Origin of the sequence: Paenibacillus sp. 598K (genome assembly GCF_003851045.1) — a bacterium.
In the GTDB taxonomy this organism is placed as follows: Bacteria; Bacillota; Bacilli; order Paenibacillales; family Paenibacillaceae; genus Paenibacillus_D.
The window spans coordinates 28,035-48,515 of record NZ_BFBX01000036.1; the positions used below are offsets into that span (position 1 = coordinate 28,035).

Sequence of the window (20,481 nt, forward strand, 5' to 3'; positions counted from 1 at the left end):
CCGGCGCGCCGGAGGGATACTTCATCGAGCCTACCGTCATCGCCGATCTCGATCCGCGCGCGGTCATCATGCAGGAGGAGATCTTTGGACCGGTGCTCGGCATCAGCCGTGCGGCGGACTGGGAGGAGGCGATCCGCATCTACAACGATACGGAGTTCGGCCTGACCGGGGCCTTCTTCTCGACGGATGAAGCCCGGATCGAGCAGGCGCTGCAGACGATGCATTGCGGCAACCTGTACATTAACCGCAAGTGTACGGGCGCGCTCGTCGGCGTCCACCCGTTCGGCGGCTTCAATATGTCGGGCACCGACTCCAAGGCGGGCGGCCACGACTACCTGCTGCATTTCACCCAGGCGAAGCTGACCTCGCGTAAGGTGTAGCGCTGGCCTGTTGGACACAATTCAGTGTATACCCAATAGCCCGACTGGCCTGAGTGGTCCGAATGGTCCGAGTTGTCCGTCCAGCGTTTGATGACTTGACAGCCGCTCCACGATCGAGGTGGGGCGGCTTTTGAATGTTCGCTTCCTCACAGGGCGAGTCGAGCGAATATGGCAACGGCGTAATCTAGGCGCTTCAGTGAAGTCCTATAGTAAATATATCTATCAATTCAAGCAGTTCGCGTAACATCCATGTCATATATTTCGCGAAAGGTAGGCTTAAAGCCCCGGTTTCCATGTGAAATATGAAGATTCTCTAAAAATAGCATTGTTCAAGGCAAGAGCTGGTGTTATAATAGATTCCATAAATATAGTATATTATATGAAGTATACTGTATACATAATTGGTTGGTTTTTCAACCGATCCGGGAGATGGTTGATGGGTCATAGCTACAGTCGGAGCAGATAACAAACAATCCGATCGCAAGATGCGGCAGTGGATGGAGAATGACCTGCGAAGGCACCCTGCGGGGCGCTTCGGAACAACTTGGAGGAGGAGAAAGATGATAAGAAGATCGATTACAAAGCGTTACTTGGCTTTGATGTTGTCGCTCGCGATGCTGCTCGGCGTTTTGGCGCCGGGGATGGCGATGGCGGAGCAGTTGGGTGAAGGCACAGAGGTCACTGCGCCTCAGATCGACGCAGCTGCGCCAGATCAGACCGACGACGCGGAGGAGCCTGCAGCCCCGGATAGCGAAGTGGATGAACCGGTTGCTCCGGTAGACGAAGAGTCGGCTCTCGAGGAAGAGGGTATCGAGCTGGCTGCACGGCTAGCAGAAACGACACTCGAACCAGGTCAAGTAGGCTATGATGCCTATCAATATCTGGCTCACTTTACCGAGGAAATCGGCACTCGAGTGGCAGGAAGCGCACAGGAGACTGCTGCTGGCGATTATATCGTAGAACAGCTTGCAGCGATCGGTTACTCTCCTACCAAGCAAAGCTTTACACGGTCGAACGTTACCAGCAATAACATTATTGCCGTGAAACCTGGTACCTCCTCTAAAGAGATTATTGTCGGCGCCCACTATGATTCGGTTCGTACGAGCACCACAACAGTGAATGGCGTAGCTTACACGGGACTCGGTTCCGATGATAATGCTTCTGGCGTCGGTGTTATGCTGGAAGCAGCCAAATCGTTGTTTGGTCAAACCACGCCTTATACGATTCGCTTTATCGCTTTTGGTGCAGAAGAAAGCGGTAAGTTGGGATCGCAGCACTATGTGAGCCAAATGACCGACGAGGAAAAGAAAAATACTATTGGTATGATTAACCTCGATAGTCTTGTGGCTGGCGACTTCATGCACATCTATGGCAATGCTGGTTATGGCGGATTTATCCGCGATCTTGGCCTCGGCATCGCAGAAAGGGAAAGCCTGGACGTCATCACAAACCCGGGATTAAACCCTGACTATCCCGAAGGGACAACAGGCAACTGGAGCGACCATGATCCGTTTGATAAAGTAGGCATCCCTTATGCTTATCTGGAAGCCACGAATTGGAATATTGGCGATCTGGATGGCTATGTACAAACGGTGCAAGAAGGAAGAGTATTCCACACCTACAAAGACAATATCCGATACATCAGCCAGGCCTTCCCTGGCCGAATCGAAAAACATCTCTCCACGTTCACAGAGCTTCTGACAAGCATACTGCTTGAAGTAAAAGAGCCGGATGCGCAGCAGCTTCAACTGGATAACAATGTCGCATCCATGACAGAGGCTCGTACATTCGAAGCGAAGTTCCAGCTCCCTGCTGGCGTTGCTTTGGAGGATCTGCAATGGACGTATGGCGGAAAAGCATTATCGGAATGGAAAAGCTACGTATTTGGCTCAAACGGCAATCCTTCCGGTTATATTGGCGCTCCATTCATCAAAGTCAATCCAACGGTTGTGAATCGTCAGGTTACAGCTACGATTACGTTCGAGCTGCCATACGGGACGACCAACCTGTCCGGTTCTGCTCGCAGACTGTATCCGACCTTGATCGGCGAGCATGAGCTTGCGGCCGTAGCGAATGACAAAATTATTGCTTATGACACTATCAAGCTGACCCCGTACGACAGCTACCGCAGCTACGCAGAGCTGAAGCCGGAGATCGACCGGATTACTACTGAAGCTGCTGAGAAGACAAAGCGTTACATCGATACGTCGGTCATCGGCAAGTCCGTCGAAGACCGCGATATCTACTTCACGGTGCTGGCCAAGGACAAGGAGTCGGTAGACTACTATCAAAACGTCACGCATCCGGCCATGATGAATGACCCGGCGAAGCTCGCCAAGGATATTAAAGACGGCGTCATTACCGACTACAAGGTGCCGATCTGGCTGAACAACATTCACCCGGACGAAGCGCCTGGCGTCGACGTCATCCTGAACTACTTTGAGACGATGGCGCTGGAAGACAGCATCCAGTACGACACCAAAGTGAATGGCGCCGATACGACAGTCAACTTGAACATGAACGACGCGCTGAACGACGCGATCTTCATCTTCGTCTATACGAACAACCCGGACGGTCGGGTGAACAATACGCGCGCCAACGTCGAGGGCTTCGACCTGAACCGCGACAATTCGTACCAGACACAGCCGGAGACGCAAGCGGTCACGGCGCAGATCGCCAAATGGTCGCCGCTGTCCTTCCTGGACATGCACGGCTTTGTCGGCAAATTCCTGATCGAGCCTTGTACGCCGCCGCATGATCCGAACTTCGAGTTCGACCTGCTGATCGACAGCATGGTGGAGCAGGCGTATGCGATGGGCGAGGCGGGAATCGCGAATACCTCGTATTCGGAGTACCATATCCCGTATGAAGAGCATCGCAAGCTGGCTGCAGACCCGAACTACAAGCCGATTGCTAATGCGGAAGGGTGGGATGACGCGTCGCCAGCGTATACCGCTGTATTCGCGATGCATCACGGTGCGCTCGGTCATACGCTGGAGATGCCTCATCTCAATGAGGAGTCGCAAAAAGCGTTGTATTATACAGCGGCAGCAGCGACAACTTACGTCATGGACAACAAAGAAAAGCTGTTCCTGAACCAACTGAAAGTCTATGAGCGCGGAATCGAAGGCGTCGATGCAGGCGCATCGGTCGACAAGTACCTGATCAATAGCAAAAACGAAGTGGTCGGTCGTCCGCGTCAAGGCAATGAAAACTTCTTCCCGGAATATTATGTTCTTCCTGTAGACAAAGCGGTTCAAAAGAATGCGCTGGAAAGCTACCGGATGGTGCAATATCTGCTCCGCAATGGCGTCAAGGTGGAGCGCTCGTCCGAGTCGGTCACAGTCGCAGGCGTGACGTATCCGGCAGGCTCCTATGTCGTCAATATGCATCAAGCCAAGCGCGGCCTGGCTAATCTAGTATTGTACGATGGGATCGATGTGTCCGACTATAGCGGCATGTATGCCGACATCATTCAGAACTTCCACGATATGCGCGGCTTCGATCGCTATGTGATCAGACAAGTCGGCGCATTCAGCGGCAAAACATCGCCGGTCACCTCCGTGACGATCCCTTCGCCGGCGGTTCCGACTAATGCGGCGTATGTGCTGATCCAGAACACGAACAACGATGCAACCAAGGCAGTTAATGAGCTGCTGGCTGCTGGCAAGCGGGTCACGATGCTGACTGCTAGCGGTTCGCAATACGAAGCAGGCGACTTCGTTGTTGCTTACAATGATCTTTCTTCTATCGCAAGCAAGTACTATCTCGACATGAGAGCGTTCAGCGATGCCAGACCAAGCGGCAAGGTGCTGAAGTCTTCCGTTGTGGCGGCCTCAGGTGATGCAGCTTATGTTCTTAGAATGCTAGGCTTTGGGGTAACGAATTCGCAGGATAATGCAGATGTACTTGTTAATACAATTGATTCTGACACACTTATTAGCCAAGGAAAGCCTTATATCGGCTTCGGTAGAGCGGGAATGCAGAGTGTTCAAGCGTTGGTTCCTGGCTTTACAATTGGAACTCCGCCAGAGACAAGGCCTAATGTTTATCCTCGTTACGAGGGCGTATTTAAAACGAATGTTACACAAGATAATGTAATTACAGCGGCTTATAAGGAGCAAGAATATTTTTATACTGTCACAGGATCTTATATAACTGCAGTTCCTGATAGTGCAAAAGTGCTCGCCACGATCAGCAACGAGGATAATTTCTACAAAGCCGGGTGGTGGCCAAACCATGATGTTGCAAAAGGTCAAATATTGGCCTTCACGTACAACCAAGACAACAAAAATCTGACCCTCTTCTCCAACGAGCTGGTCAACCGTGCGCATACGCAGCATCAGTATCGTCTCCTGACCAATGCGATCTTTAATGCAGGTCCAGGCGAGAGCTATGTCGCGCCTACGCCAAACCCGGGCACATCGTACCCGGGTACGCCAAACCCAGGCACCCCTGAACCAACAGAACCAACAGAACCTACAGAACCAACCGAGCCAACTGAGCCGGGCACGCCTGTAGATCCTGAAGTTCCGGGCACGCCAACGCCTGAATTCGGCGATCTGGGCGGTGTCGATAGCTGGGCTGGCGACGCGATCCGCGAGCTGGCTGGTCTGGGCATCATCAACGGCGTAGCCGATAACCAGTTCGCGCCGCTCAAGCAAGTGACGCGCGCCGAGTTCCTGACGATGCTCGTCCGCGCCTTCGATCTGGTCGACGATAGCGCAGCGGTCTCGTTCACGGACGTACAGTCCTCGAACTGGCACTATACGTTCGTCGCCTCCGCAGTCAAGGCAGGACTGGTCCAGGGCGTAGGCAACGGCAAGTTCGAGCCGAACCGCGCGATCACTCGCGAGGAGATGGCGATCATGGCAGCCAATGTGCTGAAGCTGACCCAGAATGCTGCGATCGACGATGTCGATGGCGCGCTGGCGAAGTTCACTGACCGCGGCACCATCGCTTCGTACGCGAGAGAAGCGATCGCCCTGCTCACCGAGGAAGGCGTCATCCAAGGCATGACGGCGTCGACCTACGGACCGAAGGGTATCGCGAACCGCGCCCAGGCAGCGGTCATCATCAGCCGCATGCTGAATCTGAACTAATCTGTATGATTTAGCTGCATATACAACAGCCGCCCCTTCGGGTCTTCGGACCCGGAGGGTTTTTTTTTGACGTTTGATGGGACTCGCCCGCGAGGGTCGCGCAAGCAACGATACGCCATCCGCTCTGGCGGAGCGGGAGTATCCGTTAGGCATATCCGAAAGTTGCCATAACATCCGGGAAGTTGCAATTACATGGATTGTCTGCGAGCGGGGTTGTCCGTATGATGGAGAGGGCGGCATGCGCGTTTTTCTCAAATTCAAAGACGCGCAGTCGTTTTTGCTTCTCTACTTTCGCTACTTACGGAGGGAGCCGGCAGCGATGCCCAAGGTCAATCTGTTTACCAAAATTGTAGGACTTATGCTGATCATGCTCATCCCCATCCTCACCGTATATGTCTACTCGAATCGCACGAGCACGAACCTGATCGGCGAGGAGCTGAACAAGTCGAACGCCAGCCAGCTGGCCTTCTTCCAGAATGAAGTCGATGCGAGCATCGATGCGATCGCGCTATGGCCCGATCTGCTCATCCAGGACCCGGACATCTCGTCGCTGCGCGACATCTTCACCGAGATGCCGGAGCTGGATCTGCATACGACGACGCTCATCCGGCGCATCCAGACGAAGCTGGCGATCCAGGAGAGCTCGCTGAAGTGGCAGAATGCGTTGCATATCTACTCGCCCCTGCTCGGGAGAGATATCTCCTCGCTTGACGTCATCCGCTACGACGATGAACGGCTGAAGCAGCGGCTGCGCCCGGGCTGGCAGGTGCATAATAGCGGCACGCCGGAGCGCCCGCAGTATACGTTCTCGCGATTTGCCGTGACGCCATACTCCAGCTTCGAGGACCCGGGCAGCTTCAATCTGATCATCGAGGTGCGATTCGACGGCAGCAACATCATCCGCATGCTCGATCAGTTCAAGAGCGGCGGTCGGAGCGATCCGTTCTATTATCATCCGGAGGCGGGAGCCATCTTCAATCGTACGGTCGACCGGATGCTGACGGATCAGGTTATCGGGGCACTCGCCGACAGGCCGCTGACTGCGGCCGAGAGTCGTACGCTTCATCTGGGGGAGCAGGAATATCTGGTCAATATCGTGCGGTCGGAGGTGCTGGGATGGTATCTCATCGACTATATCCCGATTACGGAGATTATCCGCCCGATCGCTCAGGCGAACCGGCTGTTCTATGGCTCGATCGTCGGCCTGCTGCTGCTCTGCTGTATCGCGGCTTACTTGCTGTACGCGCAGGTGCAAGTGCCGATCAAGCGGCTGGTCATCGGCTTCCAGCGGCTCAAGCATGGCGATTACTCTGTGCGGGTCAAGTCCAAAGGCTCAAGCGAGTTCGGCTTCCTGTTCACCCGATTTAACCTGATGGTCGCGCAGATCCAGGAGCTGTTCGAGACGGTGTACCTGGAGCGCATCCATGTCCGCGAGGCGCGGCTGAAGCAGCTGCAGTCGCAGATTAATCCGCATTTCTTCTATAACTGCTTTTCATTCATATCCAGCATGGCCAAGCTGGAGCAGCATCAGGCGGTGGTGGCGATGTCGCATCATCTGTCGGTCTACTACCGTTATACGACCCGGCAGGAGCGCGAGCTGGTCGAGCTGTCGGAGGAGGTGCGCTTCGTTACCAGCTATCTGGAGATCCAGAAGCTGCGGATGCCGAGGCTGAGCTACAGGCTGGAGGTGCCGGCGGAGATGCGGCAGCTGGAGGTGCCGCCGCTCATCCTGCAGCCGCTCGTCGAGAATGCGGTGCTGCACGGCATCGAGTCGAGCGCCGGCGCGACGACGATCCGCATCGCCGGCGCGTGGACCGAGGACGGCGCGACGCTGGCGGTCGAGGATGACGGCAAGGGGATGAGCGCGGATGCGATGCAGGCGCTCCGGCACAAGATGAGTCGGCAGATGGACGAGGCGATGGGCTGCGGTCTCTGGAATGTCCACCAGCGGATGCTGCTGCGCTTCCGCAGCGAAGCAGGACTGCTATTCGAGCCGTCGCCGCTCGGCGGCGTCCGAGTGACGATCAGCTGGCAGCCTGGGCCCCATGGAGAGGAGAGGACAGGATGATTGATATTGTATTGGTCGATGACGAGGTGTATGTGACCTCCAGTCTGGCGAAGACGATCCCGTGGGCAGCGCTCGGTATACGCTACGTCTACGAGGCGTCCTCCGCTCTGGAGGCGCTGGCGCTACTGGAGGAGCATGCGATCGATATCGTCGTCACGGATATCGCGATGCCGGAGATGGACGGACTGGCGCTGCTCCAGGTGATCGGCGAGCGCTGGCCGCATATCAAGAGCATCCTGCTGACCGGCCATTCGGACTTCCAGTACGCGCGCAAGGCGGTGCAGCTGCAGGCCTTCGACTATATCCTGAAGCCGATCAATGACGAAGAGTTCATCGCTATCCTGTCGGGCGCGATCGACGCGCTCAAGGACGAATGGGCGCAGGCCGAGAAGCTGCAGCAGCTGCAATACAGCCGCAAGTCCGATCTGGCCGTGCTGCGGGGCCATCTGATGATGGACCTGGTGCTGGGCCGCCAGCTCTCGCGCAAGACGCTGCAGGACAAGCTCGCGCAATACGAGATCCCGCTGCTGCCGGACAAGCCGACGGCGCTCATGCTGGTGCAGCTCGGTCGCCAGTTCGCGCATCTGGACGAACGCTCGGTGTCGCTCATGGAGTTCGCCATCGGCAATATCGCGGAGGAGTCGCTCGGCGAGCGCTTCCGGGTCTGGCACGGCAAGGCGCCGCATGAGTACCTGATCCTGCTCATCCAGTCGCACGAAGACGCATCGCCCGGTGCCCAGTACAGCGCCGAGGGCAGGAAGCGGCGTCAGATGCTGCTGGCGGAGCGGGCCAAGGCATTCCGCGCCAATGTGAGCGGCTACCTGCGCGGCGACATCGCCGTCGTCGTCTCCGCCTGGTGTCAGTTCCCCGACGAGGTCGGGGCAGCCTATCGCTCGGCGCTCGGCACGATGTTCATGATCGCCCATGAGGAGCAGCATACGATCCACTATCTGGAGGAGCAGGCTGGACGGAGCAAGTCGTATGTCAAGTCGCTGGAGAGTCTGTACAAGCCGCCGACGCTCATCACGCTGCTGGAGTCCAAGCGGTGGGAGGCGGTGCGGGAGAAGATCGACGAGGTGTTCGAAGATTTGACGAAGAGCGGCTACTCGCGCGAGCATCTGTATGAGGTCTATCTGGCGCTGACCAATGCTTATCTGTATATCGCGCATCGGCAAGGTCACTACGTGACGCAGATCGAGGCGCTTGGCATCGACTTCATCCTCGACCAGACCGTCGTCCTCTCGCCGGAGCGGCTGCGCGCCTGGTCCGACGGCGCGCTGCGCAAGCTCGAGATGGAGCTTGCGCAGCAGGAAGAGAGCGCCAAGAGCTTTATCGTCAAGCAGGTGCATGAGTTCGTCGCCAGCAATCTCAGCTACGACACGACGGTCAAGACGATCGCCGACCGGGTCTTCCTGCATCCCGTCTATCTGTCCAAGGTGTTCAAGGCTGAGACAGGGGAGAGTCTGAGCGACTGGATCATCGGCTACAAGATGGAGCGTGCGCTCTATCTGCTCAAAGCAACGAACAAAAAAATATACGAGATCACAAGCGAGCTTGGCTACCAGAACCCGCAATATTTCAGCAAGACATTCAAAAAGTATTATGGCCTGACGCCGCAGGAATTCCGGGAGCAGTAAATTGGTTGCAAAAGGTGCAGAGATGTTCGCTTTGTGACATAGGCCGTAAGCAGCCTCCTCTCTATAATTAAAGCTGCAGACATTATTGAAGGGGGATTCCTATGAACGTCAACAACCGCAGGCTCGTATCCGCGCTCGGCTCGCTGCTGATCGTCTCGATGCTGGCCGCCTGCTCCAACAGCGCCAATGAGCCGGCCGACAGCGGCGCGGCGACCGGAACGAATACATCTGGCAATGTCGCCATCCAGGACGAGAACCCTTACAAGGACAAATACGATCCGCCGGTCGCGATCTCGACCGTATGGGGCGTCGACCCGGCGCTCACCTTCCGAGACGGCGAGTCGATCGAGAACAGCGTCGCCACGCGCTGGGCGCTGGAGACGCTCGGCATCGAGATCAAGTCGCTATGGTCGGTGACCGATACGAACAATGCGTTCGTCACCAAGGTCCGTCTGGCAATGTCCTCGGGGCAGCAGCTGCCGGATGTGATCACGGTCAATGATGCCTTGCTGGCGCAGGATCTGATCGACTCGGGGCGATTCCAGGATGCGGGAGCGCTGTTCGATCAGTATGCCAGCGATATCTGGAAGCAAGCGATGAGTCTAGACCCGAACGTCTGGAACGCCTATACCAAGGATGGCGTGCGGATGGGCATCCCGGTGCTCGATTACGCCTACAACAACGATTATCTGCTGTGGATCCGCCAGGACTGGCTCGACGCGCTCAAGCTGGAGGGGCCGAAGACGCTCGCCGAGCTGGAGCATGTGATGGAGCAGTTCCGCGTCAACAACCAGCAAGGCCTCAGTCCTGAGCAGGTGACGCCGCTGAGCATCGGCTTCAAGTCGTCGATGAACACATGGATGGGCGACCCGTCCTGGATCTTCGGCGCGTACGGGACGATCCCGGCCCAGTGGAACGAAGCTGCCGACGGCACGCTCATGTACGGCTCGATCCACGAGGGGATGAAGCCGGGTCTGCTGAAGCTGAAGGAATGGCGCGACAAGGGCTATATCCCGAAGGAAGCGGCTCTGTGGGATGAGAACAAGACGTCCGAGCCGGCGGTAGCCGGTACGGCGGGCATCATCCCCGGCCCGTACTGGATGAGCGGCTGGCCGTTGCTCGATACGGCCAAAAACGTCGAAGGAGCGGTCTGGAAGCCATACCCGATCCCGACCGGCGAGGATGGCACGGCGATGCGACACGGTACGCACTTCCACAAGGGGGTCACGCTGATCAACAAGGATATGGCCCATCCCGAAGCCTTCTTCACGTACCAGAACTATCTGTTCGAGAATCTCGCCGATCCGCAGGAGGGCAGTCCGTTCGAGTACGGCGTCTTCGAGGATTACGACTATGCGCTGGATGCCGACGGCAACCCGCTCTACGGCGACGATATCCCGGGCGGCACGATCACGGCGCCGCTGCGCTACTTCCTTGTCCGCGACGGGGCGCGCATCCCGGATGTCCAGTTCAAGGCGCTGATGAATCTTGCCGAAGGCAAGGAGGCGACGACCTATCGCGAAAAGGAGCTCGTGTCGAGCTACGGGCCGGAGACAGCGCTGGCCGCGACGGTCGTCATGGAGCAGGAGGACATCTCCAAGAAGGATATGTATGTCGGGCCGCCGACGGCGACGATGAAGTCGCGCATGGACTATCTGAAGAAGATCGAGGCGCAGACCTTCAACGAGATCATCTTCGGCGAAAAGCCGGCCGAAGCATTCGACCAGTTTGTGGCGAGCTGGAAGTCCTCCGGCGGCGATGACATTACCAAGGAAGTGAACGAGTGGTACAGCAGCATCAAATAGGGGAGCGTCCTATGGAGCAGACACAGACTTCGTCAACAGCCGTCGACCGCGGCAGAGGAGCCGGGCCGAGCGGGCCGCGTCGCCGGTCGCTCGTCGCCGACATCGTCCGGCAGTGGCCGTTTCATATTATGGTGCTGCCAGCGCTCCTCTTTTTGATCTTGTTCGCGTACTTGCCGATGGGCGGTCTGGTCATGGCCTTCCAGGACTTCAAGCCGTGGCTCGGCATCAGCGGCTCGGAGTGGGTCGGGCTGGACCAGTTCCGCTATCTGTTCGAGCGCGAGGACAGCCTGCAGGTCATCTGGAATACGCTCGTCATCGCCGTCTTCAAGATGGCGCTTAATCTGCTGGCGCCGTTCGTCTTCGCCATCCTGCTCAACGAGGTGCGCAAGCAGCTGCTGAAGCGGTTCGTCCAGACGCTCGTCTATCTTCCGCATTTCCTCTCGTGGGTCATCCTCGGCGGCATCCTGACCGATCTGCTCTCGACCGAGGGCGGTCTCGTCAATCGGGTGCTGACCGGCGTATTCGGCATCGAGCCGATCTTCTTCCTCGGGCAGGGCGACTGGTTCCGCTTCACCGTCATTGTCTCCGATGTGTGGAAGGAATTCGGCTTTGGCACCGTCGTCTTCCTGGCCGCGCTGGCCAGCATCAACCCTTCGCTCTACGAGGCGGCCGAGATGGACGGCGCCAACCGCTGGAAGCAGACGCTGCACATCACGATCCCGGCGATGCTGCCGATCGCGATCGTCGTCGGTACGCTGGCGCTCGGCAATGTGCTTAATGCCGGCTTCGATCAGATCTTCAACCTGTACAATCCGCTTGTCTACGCCAAGGGCGATATTATCGACACCTTCGTCTACCGGGCGGCGATCCTCAGCGGCGAGATGGGCTTCGGCACGGCGATCGGGCTGTTCAAGTCCGTCATCAGCTTCATCCTCGTCGTCATCTCGTACCGGATGGCCTACAAGCTGGCCAACTACCGGATCTTCTAGAGGGGGTCGGAACGCATGTATTACAAATCTCCCGCCTACAAGGTGTTCAATGTCATCAATATCGCTGTATTGATCGTCCTGGCGCTGCTCTGCATCATCCCGCTCATCCATGTGCTGGCCGTGTCGCTGAGCGCCAAGTCGGCGGCGGATGCCAACATCGTCGGCTTGTGGCCGGTCGACTGGACGCTCGAGGCGTACAAGAAGACGACCAACAACCCGGTATTCCTCAGCTCGATGTGGATCGCGGTCCAGCGTACCGTGATCGGCACGGCGTTGACGCTGCTGCTTGCGTTTCTGGCCGCTTACCCGCTCTCCAAGGAGACATCGGCATTTCGCGGCCGCAATGTGTATGCCTGGCTGTTCGTCTTTACGATGCTGTTCAATGGCGGGCTCGTGCCGTTCTATATGGTCATCCAGCGGCTGGGGCTGATGGACAGCTTCTGGGTGCTCGTACTGCCGGGCGCGGTCAACGTTTTCCTGACGATACTCATGCTGAACTTCTTCCGAGGTATCCCCAAGGAGTTGGAGGAAGCATCGCTGATCGACGGCGCAGGACACTTCCGAACACTGTTCAGCATCTATCTGCCTGTGTCGTTGCCGGCGATCGCGACGATCGCGCTGTTCAGCATGGTGTTCCATTGGAACTCCTGGTTCGACGGGCTGCTCTACATCGGCGATCCATCCCGCTATCCGCTGGCGACCTTCCTGCAGACGGTGATCATCCAGCGCGACATGAGCTCGATGAGCCTTAGTCCGGCCGAGATGGCGCTGATCTCACAGAAGACGGTCAAATCGGCGCAAATCTTCATCGGCGCGCTGCCGATCCTGCTCGTCTATCCCCTCCTGCAGCGCTTCTTCGTCAAGGGACTGGTAATGGGCTCGGTGAAGGAGTAGGAAGGGGGCTTGTTGCATGTGCCTTCAAGCATCCTCGCTACGTCCTTGCCGCCTGTTCGAGTGGTGCGCTAATCGCTTGACAAAGCCCGGGTTGTTCCACTACGATTAAATTCGGAAGTCCCGCTTGTGGAAGCGAGTCAATGAAGAAAGAAGTGGAACCGGATGGGTCGCAAATGGAATAATATCAAGGAAAAGAAGGCGTCCAAGGACGCCAATACGAGCCGGATCTACGCCAAGTTCGGCGTCGAGATCTATGTCGCCGCCAAGAAGGGCGAGCCGGATCCCGAGTCGAACCGGGCGCTTAAGGTCGTGCTGGAGCGGGCGAAGACGTACAACGTGCCGAAAGCCATCATTGACCGCGCATTGGACAAGGCCAAGGGCAGCGCCGAGGAGAACTATGTGGAGCTGCGCTACGAGGGCTTCGGCCCAAGCGGCTCGATGATCATCGTCGACGCGCTGACCAATAATGTTAACCGGACCGCGCCTGATGTGCGCTCGATCTTCAACAAGAACGGCGGCAACATGGGCGTCAGCGGCTCCGTATCGTACATGTTCGATGCGACGGCGGTTGTCGGCGTAGCCGGCAAAACAGCAGACGAGCTGACCGAGATCATCCTCGAAGCGGACGTCGATGTGCGCGATATCGAGGAAGAGGACGAGGTTGCGATCGTCTATGCGGAGCCGGACCAGTTCCATGCGGTGCAGGAAGCATTGCGCGGCGCAGGCATCCAGGAATTCGCGATCGCCGAGCTGTCGATGATCGCTCAGAACTACGTGACGCTCGACGGCGATGCGCTCGCCCAGTTCGAGAAGCTGATCGACACGCTTGAGGACCATGACGATGTCCAGCAGGTGTACCATAACGTGGAGCTGCCAGAGTAGGGCGGCTGCCGGACTGGATGGGACGATAAGGATACGATGCGACAACGGCTGAGGCAGTGCCAGGGATGCGGAGCATTTTGAGAGGATGGTTGGACAGATGAGTTTGAACATTATTGTCGCCAGCATTTTCGTAAATGATCAAGAGCGGGCGCTGGCCTTTTACACCGAGAAGCTGGGCTTCGTCAAAAAACACGATGTCCCGGTTGGCGAGCATCGCTGGATTACGGTCGTCTCCCAAGACCACCAGGACGGCACCGAGCTGCTGCTCGAGCCCAATGAGCACCCGGCAGCCAGCGCCTATCAGGAGCAGATCTATGCCGACGGCATCCCTGCCACCATGTTCGGCGTCTCGGATGTGCGCGAGGAGTACCGTCGGTTGACGGAGCTTGGCGTCACCTTTACGATAGAGCCGACGACGATGGGCGAGCTGACGATCGCTGTGCTGGATGATACCTGCGGCAATCTGATCCAGATTGCACAGCGGTAAGTAAGCCAGGGCTAGCCGAGCCGATGATTGCGAATGCATCGTCAGCTCGGTTGCTGCCCCGACGGGCAACCGTGGACGAATGCGGAGCGGGACAATTTTTTTATAATATGTGAAAATAATCACATACTCACAATAGAGGCTGGGTTATACTAAAGTCAACAAAACGAATGGAGCGTGAACGCGATGAGAGCCGAACAAATGGACATTACCCGTTACCTGCTGCACTGCTGCTATAACTGCGACGACGCGGGGAATTGTACGACGGAGGAAGCATGCCGACAATGCTGGCTGGAGCACGGGCTCCTGGGAAGAGAGATCGGCGAGGACGATACGAAAGGCCTGCTGCAAGCGTACTATCAGTAATCCTGCTAGGTCTGGTAGCCAAATCCAGCTAAATCCTCTATACTTGCATAGGAACTAGAAATAGAGGAGTGACTGGAATGTCTGAATTGCCTAACTGTCCGGAATGCGGATCGATCTACACCTACGAGGACGGCACGATGCTCGTCTGCCCGGAATGCGCGCATGAGTGGACGGCGGGAGAGGCCGGAGCATCGGAGCAGGAGGAGCGCGTCATCCGCGATGCCAACGGGCATCAGCTGCAGGATGGCGATACGATTACCGTGATCAAGGATCTGAAGGTGAAGGGCAGCTCGTCCGTCATCAAGATCGGTACCAAGGTCAAAAACATTCGCCTGGTCGATGGCGATCATGATATCGATTGCAAGATCGACGGCTTCGGCGCCATGAAGCTGAAGTCAGAGTTCGTCAAGAAGGCGTAGCTTTCAGAAGACAACAAAGAAGTATTGTTTTGCGGGAAACGGGCTCAAAACCCTTCTTGCAAGCGGTGCTTCTTTTTTGATGCGAGTGATCCGCGAAGGAGGAAGAAGAAATGGTCGAACCGCAAAAAGTCCGGCGTCCGCCTGTGAGGCTGGCCGGTTATGAGGAACAAGCAAGTCTGAACGAGGATTTGGAAAAGCGAATCGTCGAAGGCTTGCGAGCTCGGTTGCTCCGGGTGATGGCGAATGAACCGGAGTGGACCGATGAAGGGATGTATCTGGTACAGACCTACCCTGACGGCGAATGGACGCCGGATACGAGCTACAACCATCTGGTAGCGGTTGAGTTGGCGGAAGGGGCAGCCTTGCCGCCCGGCATGTCCGAGCGGCTCATCCCGGGCGGCAGCTATTTGAAGTTCGTCCACCAGGGAGCAGAGGCAGATATAGATGGGTTCTATGTGGAAGTGCAGGAGTGGCTGGAGGCCAATGGCTACGACGAGCCGCGCGCTTACGATCTCGAATATTGGCCGGATGTCCGTGCGCTGAACAGCCTGATCGAGATTTATATTCCTATTTGACCCGACGTTCGGCTAGCTGCTGGTAAGGCGCCCCCTGTGCCAGGAGCAGGCTTCCCTTCCGGTAGAAGCGGTCCTTTACCCGCCAGGTGTGGCTCTGCTTGTCGCTTCTGCGCATATAGACGTAGTTAAACGGCGACGTCGCGTAGATGGCAAAGCCGGACTTCCCGCAGGCGCGCAAAAACGTCGTATCCTCGCCCAGCGAACGATCGGCGAACCTCACCTTGCGCAGCACGCGTCGGCGGAAGAGCAAGGTGCCTCCTTGGACAAACGGTTCCGGCCGATCCCGATTGAGAGGCGAGCGCAGCAGCAGCTCGCGGGTAGCCTCCAGATAGACCAGACAACCATGCTTGCCTACGACATCGCTCCCGGTGCGAAGCAGCGCGCGGACTTGCTCCCCAAGGTAATACGGAGAGTAGTAATCGTCATCGTCGAACTTGGCGATCAACGGATAACGGGCGACGGCGATGCCGCAGTTCAGACATTGGCCGAGCGATAGGCGCTCAGGCACCTGATAGATGCGCACGCGCGGATAAGCCCGGGCGAGCCGACGGTACATCCTGAGATCGACGCTGTCGTTGTTGACGATGACGATTAGCTCTTTGGCGCGATAGCGCTGGCGACCATAGTTGCCTAGCATGTTCTTGAGGAACTGCGGTCGATGCGTGGCCGTAATGATCGAGACGCCGGGAGGTCTCCTCTTCGTAGCTTTCAGGCGGTCCATCCCCCTTTGCTAGGTATTCCATTTATTGTATGTTGGCACTGAGCGAGACGAATGGGCTTAATGGGAAGTAAAGGGAGTCCATGAACGCGCTCCGCCCCCGAATGAAAATTCGGGGGCTTTTTTGCTTTTTGGCAAGAGATCTCCTGCAAGGCAAAGGCTTTCCCGCAACGGGTGAAGCCCTGCAGGTATGTGTGCATACAAGTACGCGAAAAAAAGATAATACAGGAAAAAATGATAATTTATAGATTTTGTCGCTTCCTGTATAGTCAGGACAAGGCTTCGGAGTTAGCGGCTGCCTGCGTGTCGACTGTCGGCGCGCTGACGGCCAGCGTGTGGCGGAACATGAGCGAGATGACGGCGGTAGCGATGACGAACAGCAGACCGGAGATCAGGAAGATGACAGCTAGCGGTACGAAGGAGCTGGCCCAGCCGGAGAGCATCGTCATCAGCACCATCGAGCCCATGAAGATCGGGCCGAACGTGCCATTCACCCGACCGACATAGGCCTCGTTCGTCGTCTTCATGACGATGGAGTTGATGCCGACCTGGATGAAGGGCAGCACGAAGCCGCGGATGAACTGCATCGCCAGCGAGACGTAGAGATAGGTCGAGACGCCAATGCCGATGACGGAGAAGGCGCTGACGAGGTTACCGATGGCTAATATTTTCTGCGCGGACACTCGTCTGGAGATGCCAACGACGAGCAAGCCGCCCGCGATGGTGGCGACCACGTTCGTGCTGGCGAACCACTGGTAGTATTCCTTGTCGAGCGACAGCTGCTTCACGACGATGAAGATGCCGAGCGGCTGGATGATACCGACCGCGAGTCCGCCCAGGCCAAAGGCAATGAAGAGCAGGCGAAGCACCTGATGCTGCAGCACATACTGGAAGCCGCCGCGCAGCTCGGTCCAGAACGGCTCTGGCGCGCTTGCCGCATCGCGGGGCTTGTCGGCCGGCAGCAGCAGCAGCGTAACGGCAGAGAGGACGAAGGCAACAGCGACCACCACGAGCGAGACATGGATGCCGTAGGCGCTGAAGACGAAGGTGCCGATGACTGGTCCGATGATCATGAAGGTGCTGATCAGCGTCTGATACATCGCCATGCCGGTCTGGATCTGCGCCTCGGGCACATGCTGCTTGAACAGCTTCATCCCTGACGGCTGCGAGAACTGCGACAGGATCGCCGAGAGCAGCGTGGTGAAGAATACGGCCTGCCAGGAGCCGGCGAGCAGAGCGGCGAGAATCGCCAGCAGCGAGAGCGCGCTCAGCATATCGCACCAGATCATCGTTCGCTTGGGCCGCCAACGGTCCGCGAAGGTTCCCCCGATGACCGAAAAGATGAAGATCGGCGCGTATTCGGCGACATACAGCAGCGAGACGGCGACGGTATCGTTATTGGTCATCTCCATGACGAACAGGAGCACAGCGAAGTTGCGCACCCATACGCCGGTTTGCAGGAACAGACTGGACAACAGGATGACGCGGATGAATTTGTTGCCAAAAAAATCAGAGGCGGATAGCAGGCGGTTGAGCTTCTGCAGCATTTCGATCGCTCCTATAGTATCCAAGGTGATGAGACCGTTTTCTAAAAAATACCATGATCAGCCATTCCGTACAATAAAAACTTAAAATGTGGATAGATTATATGAATTTGGCTAGGTCGTGCAGACACACCCCGATCGAAGGAGGTGAAATCATATTGAGCGACACCGATCGCTTGGCGTGGATTATTTTTCAGATGCTCGTCTCGTCCAACCGCCGCACGACCGATCTGCTGGAGCTGATCGCGATGGATCGGCTGCGCCCGGTCGTATCCGGTCAGTCGGAGCTGCCGGACGGTACGATCTGGCGCGAGTCTTTCCTGATGACGGATCGGGAGCGGCGTTATGTGTCGCAGAATCTCGTCCGGATCGATCCGGCATATGTGCCGCCGGCGCTGCTGGATCGCATCGTCGGGGCATGCGAAGGGATCGGTCATGTACTGCGCGCCAGCGGTATGAGCGATCAGCGACAGCTGATCCGGGGCGGCTGGCGGAGGGCGGAGGAGATCGTCGATCTGTCCGGTCAGCCGTACCGACTCCGCTTTGCGGAGGGCGGCTGGATTCCATTCAAAGAGTACGAGCTGCGCTTCCCGCCCTATACACAATGCGGCGCACATATTCTGGAATACTTTAACCCTGAGATGCTGCAGACGACGGGCGTGACGGCACTACAATTTACGGTGAGGGAAGGAGAGCTGGTATAGATGACCAGAGACTATATCTATGAGGCTATCGTCCAAATGATCACAGGACATATGAATCTGCCGATTGCGCCGGAGACGATCGCCGAGGAGCTGCCGCTCGGCGATGCGGGACTGGCGCTCGATTCGATCCAGATCATCGAGCTGGCGGCTCGTATCGAGTCGCAACTCGGCGTCAAGCTGTCCGACAGCGAGCTGCTGGACATCGGCGGGTATACGCTCGGCGAGCTGCTGGATACGTTGCAGAGGCGGTCCGAAGCGGTATGAGGGAGCCGCTGATCGGGCTGGAGGAGATCCGGGAGCTGCTGCTGGACAACCAACTGTACATCGTGTTGTCCGAGGAGCTCAGCTACGACACCCCCTTGGCGATGGATTCGCTGTCGCTGCTCTGGTTCCTCGAGAAGCTGGAGCAGCGGCTGCAGCAGCGGCTGACGCTGGAGGAGGGCGACTATGAGCGCTTTGACTCTATCGCGTCCATCGGGCAACTGATCGAGGAACGCATGGGCGTCTGTCAGACGGTGGGGGACAGTGCAGAGAGGAGCGAGAGCCGATGAGTCGCGTCGTGATTACAGGCATCGGCATGATGGTGCCCGGCGGCTTCGGCGAAGCGGCGGCGCGCAGCACCGTGTTGGCAGGCGTACACCAATTCCGTCCGGTGACGCGTTTTGATACGACGCCTTTCCGGGGCAAGGCAGCTGCCGAATCGGCCTTCGCGGGCAGTCTGCTGGAGCTGGGACTGCGGCTGACGCAAGACGCGCTGGACTCGGCAGGGCTAAGCAATCTGTCCGGCGCTTCGCTGGCGCTCGGCATTCAAGGGGACTACAACGGGCTGCAGCAGTATTGGCGCGGGCAGATGACGGGCGAACACGAGCGGCCCTCGCAGCCGAAGGTTCCGGTAGTGGAGTTCCTGCCCGCCTATCATCTGCAGACGATCGCCGAGCGCTACGGGATGAGCCCTGACGGCAAGCGACTCTGTCTGAACAATGCCTGCATCGCCTCCAGCAACGCGCTTGGCATCGGCTACGAGCTGATCCGCCAAGGCAAGGCAGATACGGTGCTGTGCGGCGGGTATTCGCTCCTGACGGAGGAGATGTTCGCCAAGTTCGACTCGGGACGCGCCTTTGCCCAGGATGGGCGGGTACGGGCATTCTCGGCCAATCGCTCGGGCATGCTGCTCGGAGACGGCGGCGCGATGCTCGTGCTGGAGGAGCTGGAACACGCGCGTCGACGCGGCGCGATCATCCAGGCCGAGCTGCTCGGGTGGGGACTGTCGTGCGATGCCTATCATGTATGCCAGCCCCACCCGGATGGCGAGGGGATGGCGCTGGCGATCGAGCGGGCGCTGCGCTCGGCGGGACGGCAGCCGGATGAGCTCGACTATATCCATGCCCACGGCACCGGGACGCCGCTCAATGACCGGAGCGAGACGGCGGCGATCAAGCAGGCGCTCGGCGATGCAGCCTATCGGACGCCGGTGTCCTCGACCAAGTCGGTGACCGGCCATATCCTCGAGGGCACTGGAGCGCTCGAGACGGCGCTCTCGGTGCTGGCGATGAAGGACGGCATCCTGCCGCCGACGGTCGGTTACGAAGGGGAGGATGCGAGCTGCGATCTGGACTATGTGCCCAACGAGCCGAGATGCGCGAGGTTGCGCACAGTCATCAATCTGAACGCTTCGTTCGGAGGCAATAATACGGCGCTTGTGCTCGGGCACCCCGAGGGGGTGGCGGGATGAGCCGGACATTGCTGCGCATCGTCGACGCCGCCTGCGTCGGGCCTTGGGGCGATACGATCGAAGGGATGGCGAGCTATATCGAGGCGCGCACAAGGCAAGCCCAGACTGCGGCGGCGTCAGATTCCGGGCGACGGCTGGATTCCGGGCAGCCGCCAGCTGCGGCACAGTCGCCTGTTGACGAG

Annotated in this window: 19 protein-coding genes; 17 read left to right on the plus strand and 2 right to left on the minus strand. The window is 57.8% G+C overall.

Going from position 1 to position 20,481, the window contains the following annotated elements:
* The 12 genes from PA598K_RS12795 to PA598K_RS12850 form a co-directional block, all read left to right on the plus strand.
* Positions 1-380: aldehyde dehydrogenase family protein (locus PA598K_RS12795; protein ID WP_128657409.1), on the plus strand; the 380-nt coding region annotated here is incomplete at its 5' end.
* Positions 381-940: 560 nt separating this feature from the next.
* A complete protein-coding gene (locus PA598K_RS12800) occupies positions 941-5,482 on the plus strand; it encodes a M20/M25/M40 family metallo-hydrolase (RefSeq protein WP_128657343.1) in 4,542 nt (1,513 codons plus the stop codon).
* A 319-nt stretch (positions 5,483-5,801) separates the two neighbouring features.
* The gene (locus PA598K_RS12805) at positions 5,802-7,550 is read left to right on the plus strand and encodes a sensor histidine kinase (protein WP_128657344.1); all 1,749 of its coding nucleotides are present in this window, start codon (positions 5,802-5,804) and stop codon (positions 7,548-7,550) included.
* Positions 7,547-9,187: a response regulator gene (locus PA598K_RS12810; RefSeq protein ID WP_128657345.1), complete on the plus strand. Its 1,641-nt coding sequence runs from the start codon at positions 7,547-7,549 to the stop codon at positions 9,185-9,187. Before PA598K_RS12805 ends, PA598K_RS12810 begins: the two co-directional genes overlap by 4 nt.
* A gap of 101 nt (positions 9,188-9,288) precedes the next feature.
* On the plus strand, positions 9,289-10,992 hold the full coding sequence (locus tag PA598K_RS12815) for an extracellular solute-binding protein (RefSeq protein WP_260405385.1): 1,704 nt from the start codon (positions 9,289-9,291) through the stop codon (positions 10,990-10,992).
* A 128-nt stretch (positions 10,993-11,120) separates the two neighbouring features.
* A complete protein-coding gene (locus PA598K_RS12820) occupies positions 11,121-11,981 on the plus strand; it encodes an ABC transporter permease (RefSeq protein WP_260405392.1) in 861 nt (286 codons plus the stop codon).
* 15 nt (positions 11,982-11,996) lie between these two features.
* The gene (locus PA598K_RS12825) at positions 11,997-12,875 is read left to right on the plus strand and encodes a carbohydrate ABC transporter permease (protein WP_128657347.1); all 879 of its coding nucleotides are present in this window, start codon (positions 11,997-11,999) and stop codon (positions 12,873-12,875) included.
* A gap of 162 nt (positions 12,876-13,037) precedes the next feature.
* Entirely contained in the window at positions 13,038-13,757 is a 720-nt protein-coding gene (locus PA598K_RS12830; protein ID WP_128657348.1) for a YebC/PmpR family DNA-binding transcriptional regulator, read from the plus strand.
* Between the two features lie 103 nt (positions 13,758-13,860).
* On the plus strand, positions 13,861-14,244 hold the full coding sequence (locus tag PA598K_RS12835; protein ID WP_128657411.1) for a VOC family protein: 384 nt from the start codon (positions 13,861-13,863) through the stop codon (positions 14,242-14,244).
* A 183-nt stretch (positions 14,245-14,427) separates the two neighbouring features.
* Positions 14,428-14,607 (plus strand): hypothetical protein, encoded by a 180-nt coding sequence (locus PA598K_RS12840; RefSeq protein ID WP_128657349.1) that lies wholly within the window; start codon positions 14,428-14,430, stop codon positions 14,605-14,607.
* Between the two features lie 77 nt (positions 14,608-14,684).
* The gene (locus PA598K_RS12845) at positions 14,685-15,026 is read left to right on the plus strand and encodes a zinc ribbon domain-containing protein YjdM (protein ID WP_128657350.1); all 342 of its coding nucleotides are present in this window, start codon (positions 14,685-14,687) and stop codon (positions 15,024-15,026) included.
* 110 nt (positions 15,027-15,136) lie between these two features.
* Entirely contained in the window at positions 15,137-15,601 is a 465-nt protein-coding gene (locus PA598K_RS12850; RefSeq protein WP_128657351.1) for a GyrI-like domain-containing protein, read from the plus strand.
* Here PA598K_RS12850 and PA598K_RS12855 read toward each other — a convergent pair.
* Together PA598K_RS12855 and PA598K_RS12860 are read right to left on the minus strand one after the other, a co-directional pair.
* Positions 15,594-16,322: a glycosyltransferase family 2 protein gene (locus PA598K_RS12855; RefSeq protein ID WP_128657352.1), complete on the minus strand. Its 729-nt coding sequence runs from the start codon at positions 16,320-16,322 to the stop codon at positions 15,594-15,596. The two genes, PA598K_RS12850 and PA598K_RS12855, sit on opposite strands and share 8 nt — an antisense overlap.
* Positions 16,323-16,588: 266 nt before the next feature.
* Positions 16,589-17,866, minus strand: coding sequence for an MFS transporter (locus PA598K_RS12860; protein ID WP_128657353.1), 1,278 nt, complete (start codon positions 17,864-17,866; stop codon positions 16,589-16,591).
* A 155-nt stretch (positions 17,867-18,021) separates the two neighbouring features.
* Between PA598K_RS12860 and PA598K_RS12865 the strand changes: the two genes are divergently transcribed.
* The 5 genes from PA598K_RS12865 to PA598K_RS36165 all read left to right on the plus strand — a co-directional run.
* Positions 18,022-18,567 carry a hypothetical protein gene (locus PA598K_RS12865; RefSeq protein ID WP_128657354.1) on the plus strand — a complete coding sequence of 182 codons (546 nt, stop codon included), beginning with the start codon at positions 18,022-18,024 and terminating at the stop codon, positions 18,565-18,567.
* Entirely contained in the window at positions 18,568-18,831 is a 264-nt protein-coding gene (locus tag PA598K_RS12870; RefSeq protein WP_128657355.1) for an acyl carrier protein, read from the plus strand.
* Positions 18,828-19,118, plus strand: coding sequence for a hypothetical protein (locus PA598K_RS12875; RefSeq protein ID WP_128657356.1), 291 nt, complete (start codon positions 18,828-18,830; stop codon positions 19,116-19,118). The genes PA598K_RS12870 and PA598K_RS12875 overlap by 4 nt, the downstream gene beginning before the upstream one ends.
* A complete protein-coding gene (locus tag PA598K_RS12880) occupies positions 19,115-20,299 on the plus strand; it encodes a beta-ketoacyl-[acyl-carrier-protein] synthase family protein (RefSeq protein ID WP_128657357.1) in 1,185 nt (394 codons plus the stop codon). Before PA598K_RS12875 ends, PA598K_RS12880 begins: the two co-directional genes overlap by 4 nt.
* A partial coding sequence (locus PA598K_RS36165) for a hypothetical protein (protein ID WP_185601902.1) occupies positions 20,296-20,481 on the plus strand: 186 nt, incomplete at its 3' end. The genes PA598K_RS12880 and PA598K_RS36165, both read left to right, overlap by 4 nt.

Excerpts from the sequence above, each read along its gene's own strand:
- PA598K_RS12800 (WP_128657343.1), top strand. The coding sequence starts at position 941 with ATGATAAGAAGATCGATTACAAAGCGTTACTTGGCTTTGATGTTGTCG.
- PA598K_RS12805 (WP_128657344.1), top strand. The coding sequence starts at position 5,802 with ATGCCCAAGGTCAATCTGTTTACCAAAATTGTAGGACTTATGCTGATC.
- PA598K_RS12810 (WP_128657345.1), top strand. The coding sequence starts at position 7,547 with ATGATTGATATTGTATTGGTCGATGACGAGGTGTATGTGACCTCCAGT.
- PA598K_RS12815 (WP_260405385.1), top strand. The coding sequence starts at position 9,289 with ATGAACGTCAACAACCGCAGGCTCGTATCCGCGCTCGGCTCGCTGCTG.
- PA598K_RS12820 (WP_260405392.1), top strand. The coding sequence starts at position 11,121 with ATGGTGCTGCCAGCGCTCCTCTTTTTGATCTTGTTCGCGTACTTGCCG.
- PA598K_RS12825 (WP_128657347.1), top strand. The coding sequence starts at position 11,997 with ATGTATTACAAATCTCCCGCCTACAAGGTGTTCAATGTCATCAATATC.
- PA598K_RS12830 (WP_128657348.1), top strand. The coding sequence starts at position 13,038 with ATGGGTCGCAAATGGAATAATATCAAGGAAAAGAAGGCGTCCAAGGAC.
- PA598K_RS12840 (WP_128657349.1), top strand. The coding sequence starts at position 14,428 with ATGAGAGCCGAACAAATGGACATTACCCGTTACCTGCTGCACTGCTGC.
- PA598K_RS12845 (WP_128657350.1), top strand. The coding sequence starts at position 14,685 with ATGTCTGAATTGCCTAACTGTCCGGAATGCGGATCGATCTACACCTAC.
- PA598K_RS12850 (WP_128657351.1), top strand. The coding sequence starts at position 15,137 with ATGGTCGAACCGCAAAAAGTCCGGCGTCCGCCTGTGAGGCTGGCCGGT.
- PA598K_RS12855 (WP_128657352.1), bottom strand. The coding sequence starts at position 16,322 with ATGGACCGCCTGAAAGCTACGAAGAGGAGACCTCCCGGCGTCTCGATC.
- PA598K_RS12860 (WP_128657353.1), bottom strand. The coding sequence starts at position 17,866 with ATGCTGCAGAAGCTCAACCGCCTGCTATCCGCCTCTGATTTTTTTGGC.
- PA598K_RS12870 (WP_128657355.1), top strand. The coding sequence starts at position 18,568 with ATGACCAGAGACTATATCTATGAGGCTATCGTCCAAATGATCACAGGA.
- PA598K_RS12875 (WP_128657356.1), top strand. The coding sequence starts at position 18,828 with ATGAGGGAGCCGCTGATCGGGCTGGAGGAGATCCGGGAGCTGCTGCTG.
- PA598K_RS12880 (WP_128657357.1), top strand. The coding sequence starts at position 19,115 with ATGAGTCGCGTCGTGATTACAGGCATCGGCATGATGGTGCCCGGCGGC.